This window comes from Streptomyces sp. NPDC050423 (assembly GCF_040655445.1).
Lineage (GTDB): Bacteria > Actinomycetota > Actinomycetes > Streptomycetales > Streptomycetaceae > Streptomyces.
The window spans coordinates 180892-195264 of the sequence record NZ_JBFAJY010000005.1 but is presented as its reverse complement, the minus strand read 5'-3'; the positions used below and the strand labels follow the sequence as shown (position 1 = coordinate 195264).

Below are 14373 nucleotides of genomic sequence, written 5' to 3'. Positions count from 1 at the left end.
CCCGTTGGGCAATTTTGCCCACTGCGCAACAATAACCGACGGGTAGATAATGACCCCCATGGAGCGCTCTGTGGGACTGCGGGAACGCAAGAAGGAAGCCACCCGGCAGGCCGTGCACGAAGCGGCGCTGCGGCTGACCGTCGAGCACGGCTTCGACCAGGTCACGGTGGAGGCCGTCGCGGACGCGGCCGGGATCTCCCGCAGAACGTTCTCCAACTACTTCACCGGCAAGGAGGACGCCCTCCTGTACGGCGAGGAGCAGCAGATAGGAGACCTCGTCCGCGCGGTACGTGAACGCCCCGCCGAGGAGAGCGCCTGGACCGCGCTGCGGGCAACGGCGACGCAGTTCGCCGAACGGCTGGCACCCCCGGAACGCGAATGGGCCGTCCGCACCCGCCTGGCCATGCGCCACCCCTCCCTGCTCGCCCGCCAGCTCGCCAACCACGCGGCCCTGGAACGCGACCTGGCCGAAGCGGTGGCCGCCCGCCGGGGCCACTCGACGTGCCCCGTCCGCCCCCTGGTCCTCGCGGCGGCATTCCTCTCGTCGATCCGGATCGCGATGCGGATGTGGATCGAGGAGGACCTGGCCCGCGAGCCGGCCGAGGTGATCGACGAGATCCTCGACGAGATGGGGCGGAGCTTCACCTGAGCCCTTGGCGCCGGGCGTGCGCGGGGGAACACGGAGAAGGGCCGACGGTCGCGTGACCGTCGGCCCTTCACGCGTAGGCGTCGGCGCGGGAGCCTGCCCGGGAAGTCAGCCCAGCGCCTTCTCGATGGCCTCGAAGATGTCGGCGCCGGTCTCCTGCTGCCAGGACGGGAGATCGGGCCAGTCCGCCACGTACCCGGGCTTCGGGTCCCCGAAGTGCTTGAACATCTGGGCCGTCCAGCAGGTCGCGACGGAGCGGTCCTTCTGCTCACGGGTCAGCCGCGAAGCGTGGCCACCGGTGAGCTCGATGAACTGCCGCACCTGGTCGTGGAAAGTGCTGACGCACTCCGGCGATCCAGGTTTCCCGGAACAGCCGTGCACCTTCGATCCGCGACATGCCCACCCCTCTCGTCACGGCGTGCCCAACGTGGCGATCTCCGCCCGCAGCTCCGCCAGACGGTGGTCGCGGCTCAAGGGGTCGCGGCCATTCAGTCCCCGTACAACGCCCTTACCGTCCATCGATCAGCGGGCAGTGGGTCCCCGTGTAGATCGTTGGCATGCAGCGGTTGCAGTGGATGCACTCCGAGCGGGTGGCGGTGTCGCTCTCGATGCGGTGCAGCAGGTCCGGTTCGCGGAGCAGGGCGCGGGCCATGGCGACGAACTCGAAGCCCTCCGCCATGGCGCGGTCCATGCCCTGGCGGTCGGTGATGCCGCCCAGGAGGATCAGCGGCAGCCTCAGCGCGGCGCGGAACTGCCGGGCGGCGTCCAGCAGGTACAGCGGCTGGTACGGGTAGGTGCGGAAGAAGGCGCGGCCCAGCGCCCGGATCGCCAGGCGCTGCGGGAGCGGGAAGTTGGCCGCGAACTCGGTGATGGGGGCGTCGCCCCGGAAGAGGTACATCGGGTTCAACAGGGAGCTGCCCGCCGTCAGTTCGAGGGCGTCCACCGAGCCGTCCTCCTCCAGCCATCGTGCGACCTGGAGGCTGTCGTCCAGGGTGAGCCCGCCGGGCGCGCCGTCCTTCATGTTCAGCTTGGCGGTGATGGCGAGGCGGTCGCCCAGCGCGTCGCGTACCGCCCGGGTGATGCCCAGCGCCACGGCGGCGCGGGCGCGCAGGGAGCCGCCGAAGGCGTCGGTGCGACGGTTCAGGCGGGGGCTGAGGAAGGCACTGGCCAGGTAGTTGTGGCCGAGGTGGATCTCCACGGCGTCGAAGCCGGCGTCGGCCGCCAGTAACGCCGCCTCGGCGTGGGCCTCGACGACGCGGGCGATGTCATCGGCGGTGGCCGCCTTGTTGCGGCGCATGCTGAGCGGGTTGAAGCCGGCCATCGGGGCGAGGGCGGGCAGTCCGTTGGAACGGCCGTCCGCCACCGGTCCGGCGTGGCCCAGCTGGGCACAGACCGCGGCCCCGGTGCCGTGCACCGCATCCGTCAGCCCGCGCAGTCCGGGGAGGGCCTCGGGCCGCATCCACAGCTGGCGGCGCTCGGTGCGGCCCTCCGGGGACACCGCGCAGTAGGCGACGGTGGTCATGGCGACGCCGCCCGCCGCGGGGCGCAGGTGGTAGTCGATGAGCTCCTGGGTGACCAGCGCCTCGGGGGTGGCGCCCTCGAAGGTCGCGGCCTTGATCACCCGGTTACGCAGCCTCAGCGGCCCCAGCCGGGCCGGTGCCAGCACATCCGGTGCGCCGTCCGACGCGTCCTTCGCTGCTCCCGATTCGTCAGGCATGGCGCGCAGCATCGCAGAGAACTGACGAATAGTCAGTAGTGGTGCCGTCGTGGATCGGGTCCGTGCCCGCAGGTGGTCACCGACGACTCCGGGACGACTGCGGGCGTCAGGCGGATCGAGGCACGATGCTCAGCGCGCGGTAGTCGTACCCGTCCTGTTTGAAACCGGGCGCTTCCCAGACGAGGTCCACCCGCTGTCCGGGCGTCAGATTGCGGAAACCGCGCTTCTGTATGTCGGAGTAGTGGCCGAAGCAGCCGCCAGGCGTCTCGGGGGAATCGAGCACGCCCCACCCTTCCTCGTCGCGCCACTCCCGAACCGTCGCAGTCACCATGAGCCGGATCATATGGGCACCGCCCGCGCAGACCCGTGCGGGTACCCCACAACCGACCCTCGGCAGCCACAACGATCAGTTGTACGTACCTAGACTGAACCGGTGGACACCGAGGCATTGCGCACGTTCGTCCGGGCGGCCGAGCTGGGACGGCTGCGGCACGCCGCCGACGAGCTGGGCGTGACACAGCAGGCGGTCTCCAAGCGGATCGCCGCCCTGGAGCGCGAGCTGGAGGTCCGCCTGTTCACCCGCACCCCCCGAGGGGTGGAGCTGACCCTCGACGGTCAGGCGTTCCTCCCCCACGCGCGGAGCGTCGTGGCGGGTGTCGAGCGCGCCGTCACCGCCGTCAGACCGGGCTCCCGGGCCCTTCGGATCGACGTTCTCGGCCTGCGGAGCGCGCAGGCCGTCTTGCTGCACGACTACTGGCGGTCGCATCCCGGAAGCGAGCTGGACGTGGTGACCCTCAGGGTCAACGACCCACGCGTGGCGGTCGCCGCCGTCGAGTCGGGCGATATCGACGCCTCGTTCCGTACCGTCACCGACCCGGCCGTCCTGCCGCCCGACGTACGGATGATCCACGCGTTCGACTCCCCGCTGGAACTCCTCGTCGGCCCGGGGCATCCGCTCGCCTCCGCGCGCGAACTGACGCCACCACAGTTGAGCAAGCACCGGATCTGGGTACCGGGCATCGCGCCCCGAAGCGAATGGTCCGAGTTCTACGACCAGCTCGCCATCGACTTCGACCTGCGCATCGACGCGGCCGGCCCGCACTTCGGGGACGAAGTACTCCTGGACACCCTCGCGGACTCCGCGGAGGTGGCCACCCTCGTCGGCGCGCGTGACCGGTACATCTGGCCGGCGGACCACGACCTGCGTCGCATCCCCGTAGTGAATCCGACGCTCGCCTACCCGCTCTCGCTCATCCTCCCCGCGACGAATCCGCATCCAGGACTTCGCGGAGTCATCACCCACCTCCACAGCCTGCCGGGGCTCCCCGGGCCGGTCTGGCGCCCGGCCTGGGCAACGAGGCCACAGAGGTGAACCGGCCGGGCGCCGACGAGCCCTGCCCAGCCCACCACCACACCGGACAAAGACAAAGGACCGTGACTTGCCCAGCGACCGTTTCATGCGCATCCACAGCCCCGAATTCCAGGCCATGTCCGAGCGGGTCCTGCGGGCCACCCAGCTCACCTCCCGCCTGAACGTCCTGCCCTTCGAGGACGAGGCGGGCAAGGCGGAACTGTTCGAACAGATCTTCGCCAAGCCGCTGCCGCCGAAAGTCACGATCTATCCGCCCTTCTACACGGACCACGGCCTGAATCTGGACCTCGCGGAGCGCGTGTTCATCAACCAGAACTGCACGTTCCTGGACTACGCCGGCATCCGGCTCGGCGAGCGGGTGATGGTCGGACCCAACGTCATGTTCATCACCCTCGGCCACCCGGTCGATCCCGGAGAGCGTCGGGAATGGCTGACCGGCGCGCCCATCGACGTGGCGGAGAACGTGTGGATCGGCGCCGGTGCCAGGATCCTGCCGGGCGTCAGCATCGGCCGCGATGCGGTCATCGCGGCCGGCTCGGTCGTGGCCGATGACGTCCCGCCGGCCAGCCTGGTGACCGGCGGTAAGGCGACCGTGCGGCGACGGTGGTGACCACCGCTCCGGTCGGCTCCAGGGCCGAGGGCAGCCCGATGCGTCCAAATACTTTCGGGCCGACAGGTGTCACACCGTCGGCCCGAAGCCACGTACAAGCGCCTCAACGGCGCTGACGCGTGGTTACAGCACCGGCAGCAGCGCCTTCAGCTCGAAGGCCGTGACCTCGCTGCGGTACTCCTCCCACTCCTGCTTCTTGTTGCGCAGGAAGAAGTCGAAGACGTGCTCGCCCAGCGTCTCGGCGACCAGTTCGCTCTTCTCCATCAGCGAGATCGCCTCGCCCAGGTTCTGCGGGAGGGGCTCGATGCCCATCGCGCGGCGCTCGGCGTCGGACAGGGCCCAGACGTCGTCGTCGGCACCGGCCGGGAGTTCGTAGCCCTCCTCGACACCCTTGAGGCCGGCGGCCAGCAGGACCGCGTAGGTCAGGTACGGGTTGGCGCCGGAGTCGATGGAGCGGACCTCGACGCGGGCCGAGCCGGTCTTGCCGGGCTTGTACATCGGGACCCGGATCAGCGCGGAGCGGTTGTTGTGGCCCCAGCAGATGTACGAGGGAGCCTCGCCGCCGGCGCCCGCGGCGCGGGAGGAGCCGCCCCAGATGCGCTTGTAGGAGTTGACCCACTGGTTGGTCACGGCGGAGATCTCCGCGGCGTGCGTGAGGAGGCCCGCGATGAAGGAGCGGCCGACCTTGGAGAGCTGGTACTCGGCGCCGGACTCGTAGAACGCGTTGCGGTCGCCCTCGAAGAGGGAGAGGTGGGTGTGCATGCCCGAGCCGGGGTACTCCGAGAACGGCTTCGGCATGAACGTCGCCTGCACGCCCTGCTCCAGCGCGACCTGCTTCATGACCAGGCGGAACGTCATGATGTTGTCGGCGGTGGAGAGCGCGTCCGCGTACCGCAGGTCGATCTCCTGCTGGCCTGGGGCCCCCTCGTGGTGGCTGAACTCGACCGAGATGCCCATCGATTCGAGCATCGTGATCGCCTGGCGGCGGAAGTCCATCCCGACGTTCTGCGGGGTGTGGTCGAAGTAGCCCGAGCTGTCGGCGGGGGTGGGACGGCTGCCGTCGACCGGCTTGTCCTTCAGCAGGAAGAACTCGATCTCCGGGTGGGTGTAGAAGGTGAAACCCAGGTCGGATGTCTTGGCCAGGATGCGCTTGAGCACGTAGCGCGGGTCGGCGAAGGACGGCGAGCCGTCCGGCATCAGGATGTCGCAGAACATCCGGGCCGTGCCAGGGGCCTCGGCGCGCCAGGGCAGGATCTGGAACGTAGCCGGGTCGGGCTTGGCGATCATGTCCGACTCGTAGACCCGGGCGAAGCCCTCGATGGCCGAGCCGTCGAAGCCGATCCCCTCGTCGAACGCCTGCTCCAGCTCGGCAGGGGCCACGGCCACGGACTTGAGGTAACCGAGCACGTCGGTGAACCACAGCCGGACGAACCGGATGTCCCGCTCCTCAAGTGTCCTGAGGACGAATTCCTGCTGCTTGTCCATAGCCACATCCTTGCAGTTCAGACGGTCCGTGCACCACCGCCCGGGGTAGGGGGGAAACTCCAGTATCACGACCCGGGATTTCACCCAGATTACGCACACGACGTGAGATGGGGCACGCAGCCACCCACTACGATCGTCGGCCATGGTGGGCAAGGGATGCGGCGGCCTCGCAACCGCCCTGCGCACACCGGTTTTCCGACCTGTTCCAGACCCTCATCGCCCCTTCGCAGAAGGACCCACGACATGAGCCACGAGAGCCACGACCGCAAGACCCGCATAGAGCAGATGCGCAACGCCGACCGCGCGCGAGACCGCCGCAACCGTGTGCTGGCCATAAGCCTCAGCGCCGTCGTCGTCGCAGGTCTCGTCGCCTTCGGCAGCTACACACTGCTCGACAAGTCCGAGGCCTCGGCGGACCAGAAGTCCGCCGACGCGAAGGTGTCGGAGCAGCAAGGGGCGGACGGGAAGGACACGGCCGCGGGCGCCATCGAGGGCGAGAAGACGTGGGACGCGAAGAAGCTGACCCGCAACCACGTCACCAAGACCGTGACGTACCCGATGAAGCCCCCGGTCGGCGGTGACCACAACCCCGTATGGATGAACTGCGACGGCGAGGTGTACAAGAAGGCGATCCCCGACATGAACGCCGTGCACTCGCTGGAGCACGGTTCGGTGTGGGTGACGTACACGGACAAGGCCCCGGCCGCGGACCTGGACAAGCTCGCCGAGCGGGTCGAGAAGACCCCGTACTCGCTGATGAGCCCGTACGAGGACCAGGCCGGCACGATCATGCTGAGCGCCTGGGGCAAGCAGGTCACGGTGGACGGCGCCGACGACCCCCGGGTGGCGCAGTTCTTCTCCAAGTACGTGCAGGGGCCGCAGACGCCCGAGCCGGGCGCGGCGTGCACGGGCGGGCGGGGGGCGGAGTGACGGTTACGGAGCGCACCCGGCGCACTCGGTGGGTGGCGGGTTCCGCCGTCGCGCTCGCGGTGCTGTTCGCGGGCGCCGCGACGGTGGCCTCCGCGCGGGACGACGGGGCGGACCACCACGCGGCCGCGTCCGAGTCCGCCCCGCGCACGCCCGCGGCGGACTCGGCGGACGCCGGGTTCGCCCAGGACATGGCGGTCCACCACCAGCAGGCCGTGGAGATGTCCTTCATCGTGCGGGACCGTACGCGGGACGAGGACGTGCGCAGGCTGGCGTACGACATCGCCAACACGCAGGCCAACCAGCGGGGCATGCTGCTCGGCTGGCTGGATCTGTGGGAGCTGCCCAAGGTGGCCGCCGGGCAGGAGCCGATGGCCTGGATGGCCGGTGGGGCCGGGGCCAGTCCCGATGCCGGTGCCGGTGCCGGTCCCAGTGCCGGTGGGCACGATGGGCACGGCATGGGCGATATGGACGGGATGGAGGGGATGGAAGGGATGTCGGGGCACGGGAGCGGTTACCAGGCCCACGACGGGTCCCTCATGCCCGGCATGGCCACCCGTACCGAGCTCGGCCGGCTCCGCAAGGTCAGTGGCAAGCAGGCCGAGATCCTGTATCTCCAGCTGATGACCGACCACCACAAGGGCGGCATCGACATGGCCCGCGGCTGCGCGGGCCTGTGCACCGTGAAGGCGGAGAAGCGGCTGGCCCAGGGCATGGTCGAGGCCCAGCAGTCCGAGCTGGACGCGATGGCCGGGATGCTGGCGGAGCGCGGCTCGGCACCCCGCGCCTGAGGAACCCAAAAGGTTCCCGATCGCGCAAATTCACCTGAATGGGTGATAGCGGTCGCGTACCCCGAACGGACCCATGACGATGGGTTCGCTCGGGGTCGTACGGCAGTGCTCACCGGCACGCAGGAGGAAACCCCATGACCACCGCCAAGGACATCATGCACACCGGCGCCACCTGGATCCCGGCGCACGAGACCCTCGACCGCGCCGCCCAGCTGATGCGCGAGCACAAGGTCGGGGCGCTGCCCATCTCGGCCAGCAGCGAGGAGGACCGGATGATCGGCATCCTCACGGACCGCGACATCGTGATCGACTGCGTGGCGATGGGCCGGGACCCCTCGAAGGTGACCGCGGGCGACCTCGCGCAGGGCACACCGCGCTGGATCGACGCGAGCGCCGAGGTGGAGGACGTGCTCCAGGAGATGCAGGACCACCGGATCCGGCGGCTCCCCGTGGTCGAGAACAAGAAGCTGGTCGGCATGATCAGCGAGGCCGATCTGGCGCAGCACCTCTCCGACGACCAGATCGCCGGCTGGGCCGAGAAGGTCTACTCCCGCAGCTGACCCGCACCGCGTACGGCCTGACGGCCCGGCGGCCCGCCCTCCCGCCGCGCGGGGCGGCGGGCCACCGCCGTTCATATACCCGGTAGGGGTAGGGTGGCCGGCATGTTCGGGACGAGGAGTGCGAGGTACGGGCAGCTGCTGCTGTTCGCCGCGCTGCTCTTCGGGATCTTCACCATGCACACCGTCGGTCATCCGGCGGAGCACAGCGGGCAGGTCGCCGCCGCGACGGCCGCGGGTGCGACGGGCGTGGACGCGATGACCGCTTCGCCCTCGGAGGCCACGCAGACCACGCACCTGGATCACCGGCGCCACGACCGTCCGGCGCCGATGCGGGGCATGGACCCGATGGCCGTCTGCCTCGCCGTGCTCTCGGTCTGGGGCCTCGCCCTGCTCACCGCGCTCATGGTGGCGCGGCGGCCCGTGGGCAGCGCGCCGCGAACCGCCGGGGCCCGTTCGTCGTGGAGGCCGCGGCCCCCTCCCCCGCCACGGCCGCGCAAGGCCGTCCTCACTGGTCTGTCGGTACTGCGGATATAGGCGCACCGCGCCCCGTCCGCCCTTTCAGCACACCGACAACATCTTTGAGGTGCACTCAGCCATGCCCGCTCAGCACACCCGACGCGCCGTGCTCGGCGCATCGATCGCCCTTGCCGGTACCGGAGTTCTCGCCGCCTGCTCCGACGGCGGCACGACCACCGACCACGCCGGCATGAACCACGCGGGGCCGTCGGGCACGACGGCCCCCGAGGGATACGTGGCCCCCGACGGCCCCGAGGTCGCGGCGGCCGAGAAGCGCCGGGGCTCCGGCCCCGTACGCGAGGTCTCCCTCACCGCCACCCCGTCCCGGCTCGACCTGGGCGGCGGGCGCACCGTCAGCACCTGGGCCTACGGGGACCGGCTGCCCGGCAAGGAGGTGAGGGTCACCGCGGGTGACACGCTCGCCCTCACCCTCGCCAACCACCTTCCGCAGTCGACCTCGCTGCACTGGCACGGGCTCGCCCTGCGCAACGACATGGACGGGGTCCCCGGGCTGACCCAGCGGGCCGTCGAACCGGGCAAGGACTTCACCTACCGGTTCGCGGTGCCGGACCCCGGCACGTACTGGTTCCACCCGCACTCGGGCGTCCAGCTGGACCGCGGGCTGTACGCGCCGCTGATCGTCGAGGACCCCAAGGAGCCGCTGTCGTACGACAAGGAGTGGGTCGTCGTCCTGGACGACTGGCTCGACGGGGTGGACGGTTCCACCCCCGACGCGGTGCTCCAGGAGCTGACCGAGGTCAGCGGCCACAGCGGGCACGCCATGGGGGACATGCCCTCGGCCGGTGCCGGAACCGGGCCCTCGCGCATGCTCATGGGCGCCACCAGCGAGCTGCTGGGCGGCGACGCGGGCGATGTCGGCTACCCGTACTACCTGGTCAACGGCCGCACTCCACAGGACCCGTCCGCCTTCACCGCCCGGCCGGGCGACCGGATCCGGCTGCGGATCATCAACGCGGGCGGTGACACCGCGTTCCGCGTCGCGCTCGGCGGCCACCGGATGACGGTCACGCACACCGACGGCTTCCCGGTCCGGCACACCACCACGGACGCCCTGCTGATCGGCATGGGCGAGCGGTACGACGTGCTGGTGACCGCCGGGGACGGGGTGTTCCCGCTGACCGCGCTGGCCGAGGGGAAGAAGGCCTCCGCGATGGCGCTGCTCCGTACCGGCACGGGTGCGGCGCCCGCCGCCTCCGTGCGGCCGAAGGAGCTGGCCGGTCAGCTGGTGACGGCCGGCCGGCTGACCCCGGACGCCTCCGTGGCGCTGCCCGTCCGGGAGCCGGACCGGACGGTGCGGATCAGGCTGACCGGTTCCATGGCGGCGTACGACTGGGCCTTCGACGGGAAGCCGTACAGCGCCGACCGGCGCCATCCGGTGCGGGCCGGGGAGCGGGTCCGGCTGGAGTTCCGGAACGCGACCTCGATGTGGCACCCGGTCCATCTGCACGGGCACACATTCGCGCTGGCCGGGAACGCGTCCGGGGCCCGCAAGGACACCGCGATCGTGCTGCCCCGGCAATCGCTGACGGTGGACTTCGACGCCGACAACCCGGGGCTGTGGATGCTCCACTGCCACAACCTGTACCACGCGGAGGCGGGCATGATGACGGTCGTCGGCTACCGCGACTGACCGGCCCCCTGGCGGGCCGCCCGGACTTTCGCGCGGCCCGCCAGGACATCGCGTCAGTCAGACGATTACACTGGGCGGCGTGCCTCAACTACGCCTCGCACTGAATCAGATCGACTCGACCGTCGGTGACCTCGCCGGCAACGCCGAGGCGATCCTCCACTGGACCCGGCACTCCGCCGAGCAGGGCGCCCATCTGGTGGCGTTCCCCGAGATGGTGCTGACCGGTTACCCCGTCGAGGACCTGGCCCTGCGGTCGTCCTTCGTCGAGGCGTCGCGCGACGCGCTGCGTGCGCTCGCCGTCCGCCTCGACGAGGAGGGCTTCGGGGAGCTGCCGGTCCTCGTCGGATACCTCGACCGCTCCGAGTTCCCGGCGCCGCGCTACGGCCAGCCCGCCGGGTCCCCGCGCAACGCCGCCGCTGTGCTGCACCGCGGCGGGATCGCGCTGAACTTCGCCAAGCACCACCTGCCCAACTACGGCGTCTTCGACGAGTTCCGGTACTTCATGCCGGGCGACTCGATGCCCGTGGTGCGGGTGCACGGGATCGATGTCGCGCTCGCGATCTGCGAGGACCTCTGGCAGGACGGCGGCCGGGTACCGGCCGCGCGGGCCGCCGGGGCCGGGCTGCTGCTCTCGATCAACGCCTCACCCTACGAGCGGGACAAGGACGACACCCGGCTGGAACTGGTCCGCAAGCGGGCCGAGGAGGCCGGCTGCACCACGGCCTATCTGGCGATGATCGGCGGCCAGGACGAGCTGGTCTTCGACGGCGACTCGATCGTCGTCGACAAGCACGGCGAAGTGATCGCCCGTGCCCCCCAGTTCGCCGAGGGCAGCGTGATCATCGACCTCGATCTGCCGGCCGCCCCGGCCGACGCGCCGTCGGGTGTGGTGAACGACGGGCTGCGCATCGACCACGTGGTCCTCTCCGAGAAGCCGCTGCCCCCGTACGAGGCGGAGCTGGCCGGAGGGTACGCGGACCGGCTCGACGACGACGAGGAGCTCTACTCCGCGCTCGTCGTGGGCCTGCGGGCGTACGCCGCGAAGAACGGCTTCAGCAGCGTGCTCGTCGGGCTCTCCGGCGGAATCGACTCGGCGCTGGTCGCGGCGATCGCCTGCGATGCGCTGGGTGCCCAGAACGTGTACGGCATCTCGATGCCGTCGAAGTACTCCTCGGACCACTCCAAGGGCGACGCGGCCGAGCTGGCGCGGCGTACCGGGCTGAACTTCCGGACCGTACCGATCGAGCCGATGTTCGACGCGTACATGGGGTCGCTGGGGCTCAGCGGTCTCGCCGAGGAGAACCTCCAGTCGCGGCTGCGCGGCACGACGCTGATGGCCGTCTCCAACCAGGAGGGGCAGATCGTCCTGGCGCCGGGCAACAAGTCGGAGCTGGCGGTCGGCTACTCGACGCTGTACGGCGACTCGGTCGGCGCGTACGGGCCGATCAAGGACGTCTACAAGACGTCCGTCTTCCGGCTGGCGAAGTGGCGCAACCGGGCCGCCGAGGAGCGCGGGCAGACCCCGCCGATCCCGGAGGCCTCCATCACCAAGCCGCCCAGCGCGGAGCTGCGCCCCGGCCAGGTCGACACGGACTCGCTGCCCGACTACGACGTGCTGGACCGGATCCTGGAGATGTACGTCGACCGGGACCAGGGGCTCGACGCGATCGTCGCGGCCGGGTTCGACCAGGCACTGGTGGCGAAGACACTGCGGATGGTGGACACGGCGGAGTACAAGCGGCGGCAGTATCCGCCGGGCACGAAGATCTCGCCCAAGGGCTTCGGCAAGGACCGGCGGCTGCCGATCACGAACCGCTGGCGCGAGTCCGGCTGACGCCGGGGGGTGGGGGCGGCGCGTACGGGTCCGGGTCCGGGTCCGGGTCCGGGTCCGGGTCGAGTGCACGCGCCGGCTCTCCTCGTCCCGGCGTTATGGACGCGGTTCCAGGGTGATGTGCGGGGACAGCGCGCGGAGGAAGTCGGGCGCGTCGAAGGCCTCCCCCGCGGAGGCCACACCGACCGCATCGGTCCGTCCGGCGAGGGTGCGGTCGACCGCTTCGACCACGAGTGGCGCGGTGACGGCGTAGATGTCCTGGCCTCGGGCCACGACGCGTCGTTCGGCGCCGCCCGAGCGCACGACGACGTCGACGAGGAAGGTCTGGGCGGACCGCCCGCGCTCGTCGACCGCGGCGGGTGCGGGCGTCTCAGGAGCCGAGATGTCGCGGGCCGCCTCGACGGCGTCGCGGCCGGAGAGCACCGGGACGAACCCACGCTGCCTCAGCTCCGCCACCACGAACCGTCCGGTGTGCCCGTATGCGCCGAACACCGCCACGGTCTGGTCCGATCCCATGAGTTCTCCCCCGTACTTGATTGATCCGCTGCGATCCGTTGTGGTCCGTCGCGGACATCCTGCCGAAGGCCGGCGCTGCCCCGCGCCTGTCCGGAATGCCATACCCCATACACTTCCGGACAGGACTGCTGTCGCGGTGGCCGTCGTCGACGGCATGCTGCATTTCGAGCTGGCCCTGGCGTGCGAGGTCTTCGGAGCCGACATGACCGGGGTGGCGGACGCCTGGTACCGCCTCTCGGTCTGCGGACCGAGCGCCGTGCGGGTCGGCCGCTTCCGGCTGGAACCCGACCACGGACTCGATCACCTCCGGCACGCCGACACCGTGATCGTCCCCGGCTGGGCCGACATCGGCCAGGACCCGCCGGCCGAGCTGATCGACGCGGTGCGCGCGGCCCACGGGGCAGGCGCACGCGTGGCCTCCCTGTGCACGGGTGCTTTCGTGCTGGCCGCCGCCGGGCTGCTCGACGGCAAGCGTGCGACCACGCACTGGGCGCACACCCGGGAACTGTCGGAGCGTCACCCCCGGGTGACGGTCGACCCGGACGTCCTCTACGTGGACAACGGCAGCGTGCTCACCTCCGCCGGCAAGGCCGCCGCCATGGACCTGTGCCTGCACCTCGTCCGGCTCGACCACGGCGCGTCGATCGCCAAGACGCTCGCCCGCCGCCTGGTCGTTCCTCCCCACCGGGACGGCGGCCAGGCCCAGTTCGTCACCACCCCCGTCCCCGCCCCGGGCAACCACCCGCTCGCCGAACTCCTTCCCTGGGCGATCCAGCGGCTGGACCACCCGCTCACCGTGGAGGACCTGGCCCGCCAGGCACGGATGAGCTCACGCAACCCGGGCCGCCGCTTCCGGGCGGTGACCGGCACCACCCCACTGCAGTGGCTGCTCGCCCAACGGATCCACCACGCACAGGAGTTGCTGGAGAACACCGACGACACCATCGACGCCATCGCGACGGCCGCCGGCATGGGCACCGCCACGACGCTTCGCCGCCACTTCGGCCGGACGGTGGGTGTCCCGCCGGACACCTACCGCCGCACCTTCCGCTCACGGACCCGCCCACGCCCGAACGACGGCGGACAACACCGCCAAGGCGAGCGATGAGAAGCAGGTAGCGAACGACCGGAGCCGCTCCGGCGGACGCAGAGGGCGGAGAACCTATTGTCTGTCTGTCCGGATCAGGACGTTGATGAGTCCGAACGGCGGAGGTGAGCCGCCTGGTCCTGCTCGACCGGGTTCCACTCCAGGCCGAGGCCGCCGACGAGGTCGTCCATGGCGTCGATCTCCGGGACGCGTCCGCCGTCGAGGCTGCGCTCGCGGGGGCGGACGCCGTGCTCCATCTGGGCGACGAGTCGCGCCACCTGGCGACTTGGCTCAGCCCGCGTGACGCCGTCGGCTTCTGCCGCGCCGCGCTCACGGCCCCGCTCTCCACGCGCTTCGCCACGGCGTACGCCGCCTCGGCCGACACGCGCCGCTTCTGGGAGCTCCCCGCGGAGTCCGAACTGGCCTACACGCCCATCGACGACGCCGAAACCTATGCGTCGCTCATCGCTGACGCCGACGTCCCTGCCGATCCCGAAGCCCCGCAGGCCGGCCCGTACGCCCTGCCCGAGTTCACATTGAGGCACCTCCGGCCCTGACTCGCCCTTGGCTCTCCGCTCGGGCGTTGCGGTGACCTCCGCGGGAGGCAGCGCCAACAATCGGGGGGTGAGTCCAGGACGGCTCCGCCGCCGTGACCACACCGGCC

14 protein-coding genes and 2 pseudogenes are annotated in these 14373 nt (G+C 70.7%); 11 read left to right on the top strand and 5 right to left on the bottom strand.

Going from position 1 to position 14373, the window contains the following annotated elements:
- Positions 1-58: 58 nt before the first annotated feature.
- Complete coding sequence (locus AB0I52_RS06385; RefSeq protein ID WP_363069474.1) at positions 59-649, top strand: TetR family transcriptional regulator; 591 nt, start codon at positions 59-61, stop codon at positions 647-649.
- A gap of 105 nt (positions 650-754) precedes the next feature.
- On the opposite strand, the pseudogene AB0I52_RS06380 reads toward AB0I52_RS06385, so the two are convergent.
- From AB0I52_RS06380 to AB0I52_RS06370, 3 genes and pseudogenes are all read right to left on the bottom strand, one after another.
- A pseudogene (locus AB0I52_RS06380) lies at positions 755-1043 on the bottom strand (hypothetical protein).
- A gap of 111 nt (positions 1044-1154) precedes the next feature.
- Complete coding sequence (locus tag AB0I52_RS06375) at positions 1155-2363, bottom strand: NADH:flavin oxidoreductase (RefSeq protein WP_363069472.1); 1209 nt, start codon at positions 2361-2363, stop codon at positions 1155-1157.
- A gap of 106 nt (positions 2364-2469) precedes the next feature.
- Positions 2470-2694 (bottom strand): cold shock domain-containing protein, encoded by a 225-nt coding sequence (locus tag AB0I52_RS06370; RefSeq protein ID WP_363069470.1) that lies wholly within the window; start codon positions 2692-2694, stop codon positions 2470-2472.
- Positions 2695-2796: 102 nt separating this feature from the next.
- Here AB0I52_RS06370 and AB0I52_RS06365 point away from each other — a divergent pair, with 102 nt between their 5' ends.
- Positions 2797-3735, top strand: coding sequence for a LysR family transcriptional regulator (locus AB0I52_RS06365; protein WP_363069468.1), 939 nt, complete (start codon positions 2797-2799; stop codon positions 3733-3735).
- Positions 3736-3802: 67 nt separating this feature from the next.
- Positions 3803-4345 carry a sugar O-acetyltransferase gene (locus AB0I52_RS06360; protein WP_363069466.1) on the top strand — a complete coding sequence of 181 codons (543 nt, stop codon included), beginning with the start codon at positions 3803-3805 and terminating at the stop codon, positions 4343-4345.
- A 123-nt stretch (positions 4346-4468) separates the two neighbouring features.
- On the opposite strand, the gene glnA is transcribed toward AB0I52_RS06360, so the two are convergent.
- Positions 4469-5830 (bottom strand): type I glutamate--ammonia ligase, encoded by a 1362-nt coding sequence (gene glnA, locus AB0I52_RS06355; RefSeq protein ID WP_362957188.1) that lies wholly within the window; start codon positions 5828-5830, stop codon positions 4469-4471.
- Between the two features lie 243 nt (positions 5831-6073).
- Here glnA and AB0I52_RS06350 point away from each other — a divergent pair, with 243 nt between their 5' ends.
- The 6 genes from AB0I52_RS06350 to AB0I52_RS06325 all read left to right on the top strand — a co-directional run bounded on the left by AB0I52_RS06350 (position 6074) and on the right by AB0I52_RS06325 (position 12109).
- Positions 6074-6760 (top strand): DUF3105 domain-containing protein, encoded by a 687-nt coding sequence (locus AB0I52_RS06350; protein WP_363069464.1) that lies wholly within the window; start codon positions 6074-6076, stop codon positions 6758-6760.
- Positions 6757-7548, top strand: a complete 792-nt coding sequence (locus tag AB0I52_RS06345) for a DUF305 domain-containing protein (RefSeq protein WP_363069462.1) — start codon at positions 6757-6759, stop codon at positions 7546-7548. Before AB0I52_RS06350 ends, AB0I52_RS06345 begins: the two co-directional genes overlap by 4 nt.
- Before the next feature lie 134 nt (positions 7549-7682).
- Positions 7683-8108 (top strand): CBS domain-containing protein, encoded by a 426-nt coding sequence (locus tag AB0I52_RS06340; RefSeq protein ID WP_363069460.1) that lies wholly within the window; start codon positions 7683-7685, stop codon positions 8106-8108.
- 102 nt (positions 8109-8210) lie between these two features.
- Positions 8211-8642 (top strand): DUF6153 family protein, encoded by a 432-nt coding sequence (locus tag AB0I52_RS06335; RefSeq protein WP_363069458.1) that lies wholly within the window; start codon positions 8211-8213, stop codon positions 8640-8642.
- A 61-nt stretch (positions 8643-8703) separates the two neighbouring features.
- Positions 8704-10275, top strand: coding sequence for a multicopper oxidase family protein (locus tag AB0I52_RS06330; protein ID WP_363069456.1), 1572 nt, complete (start codon positions 8704-8706; stop codon positions 10273-10275).
- Between the two features lie 79 nt (positions 10276-10354).
- Entirely contained in the window at positions 10355-12109 is a 1755-nt protein-coding gene (locus AB0I52_RS06325; protein ID WP_363069454.1) for an NAD+ synthase, read from the top strand.
- Positions 12110-12202: 93 nt separating this feature from the next.
- On the opposite strand, the pseudogene AB0I52_RS06320 reads toward AB0I52_RS06325, so the two are convergent.
- Positions 12203-12505 (bottom strand): annotated as a pseudogene (locus tag AB0I52_RS06320) (saccharopine dehydrogenase); the annotation flags it as partial.
- A 253-nt stretch (positions 12506-12758) separates the two neighbouring features.
- Between AB0I52_RS06320 and AB0I52_RS06315 the strand changes: the two are divergent.
- Both AB0I52_RS06315 and AB0I52_RS06310 read left to right on the top strand, forming a co-directional pair.
- Complete coding sequence (locus AB0I52_RS06315; protein ID WP_363069452.1) at positions 12759-13730, top strand: helix-turn-helix domain-containing protein; 972 nt, start codon at positions 12759-12761, stop codon at positions 13728-13730.
- 104 nt (positions 13731-13834) lie between these two features.
- Positions 13835-14266 carry a hypothetical protein gene (locus AB0I52_RS06310; RefSeq protein ID WP_363069450.1) on the top strand — a complete coding sequence of 144 codons (432 nt, stop codon included), beginning with the start codon at positions 13835-13837 and terminating at the stop codon, positions 14264-14266.
- Positions 14267-14373 lie beyond the last annotated feature (107 nt).

Coding starts and splice junctions, on each gene's coding strand:
- AB0I52_RS06385 (WP_363069474.1), top strand. CDS start 59: ATGGAGCGCTCTGTGGGACTGCGGGAACGCAAGAAGGAAGCCACCCGG.
- AB0I52_RS06375 (WP_363069472.1), bottom strand. CDS start 2,363: ATGCCTGACGAATCGGGAGCAGCGAAGGACGCGTCGGACGGCGCACCG.
- AB0I52_RS06370 (WP_363069470.1), bottom strand. CDS start 2,694: ATGGTGACTGCGACGGTTCGGGAGTGGCGCGACGAGGAAGGGTGGGGC.
- glnA (WP_362957188.1), bottom strand. CDS start 5,830: ATGGACAAGCAGCAGGAATTCGTCCTCAGGACACTTGAGGAGCGGGAC.
- AB0I52_RS06350 (WP_363069464.1), top strand. CDS start 6,074: ATGAGCCACGAGAGCCACGACCGCAAGACCCGCATAGAGCAGATGCGC.
- AB0I52_RS06340 (WP_363069460.1), top strand. CDS start 7,683: ATGACCACCGCCAAGGACATCATGCACACCGGCGCCACCTGGATCCCG.
- AB0I52_RS06335 (WP_363069458.1), top strand. CDS start 8,211: ATGTTCGGGACGAGGAGTGCGAGGTACGGGCAGCTGCTGCTGTTCGCC.
- AB0I52_RS06330 (WP_363069456.1), top strand. CDS start 8,704: ATGCCCGCTCAGCACACCCGACGCGCCGTGCTCGGCGCATCGATCGCC.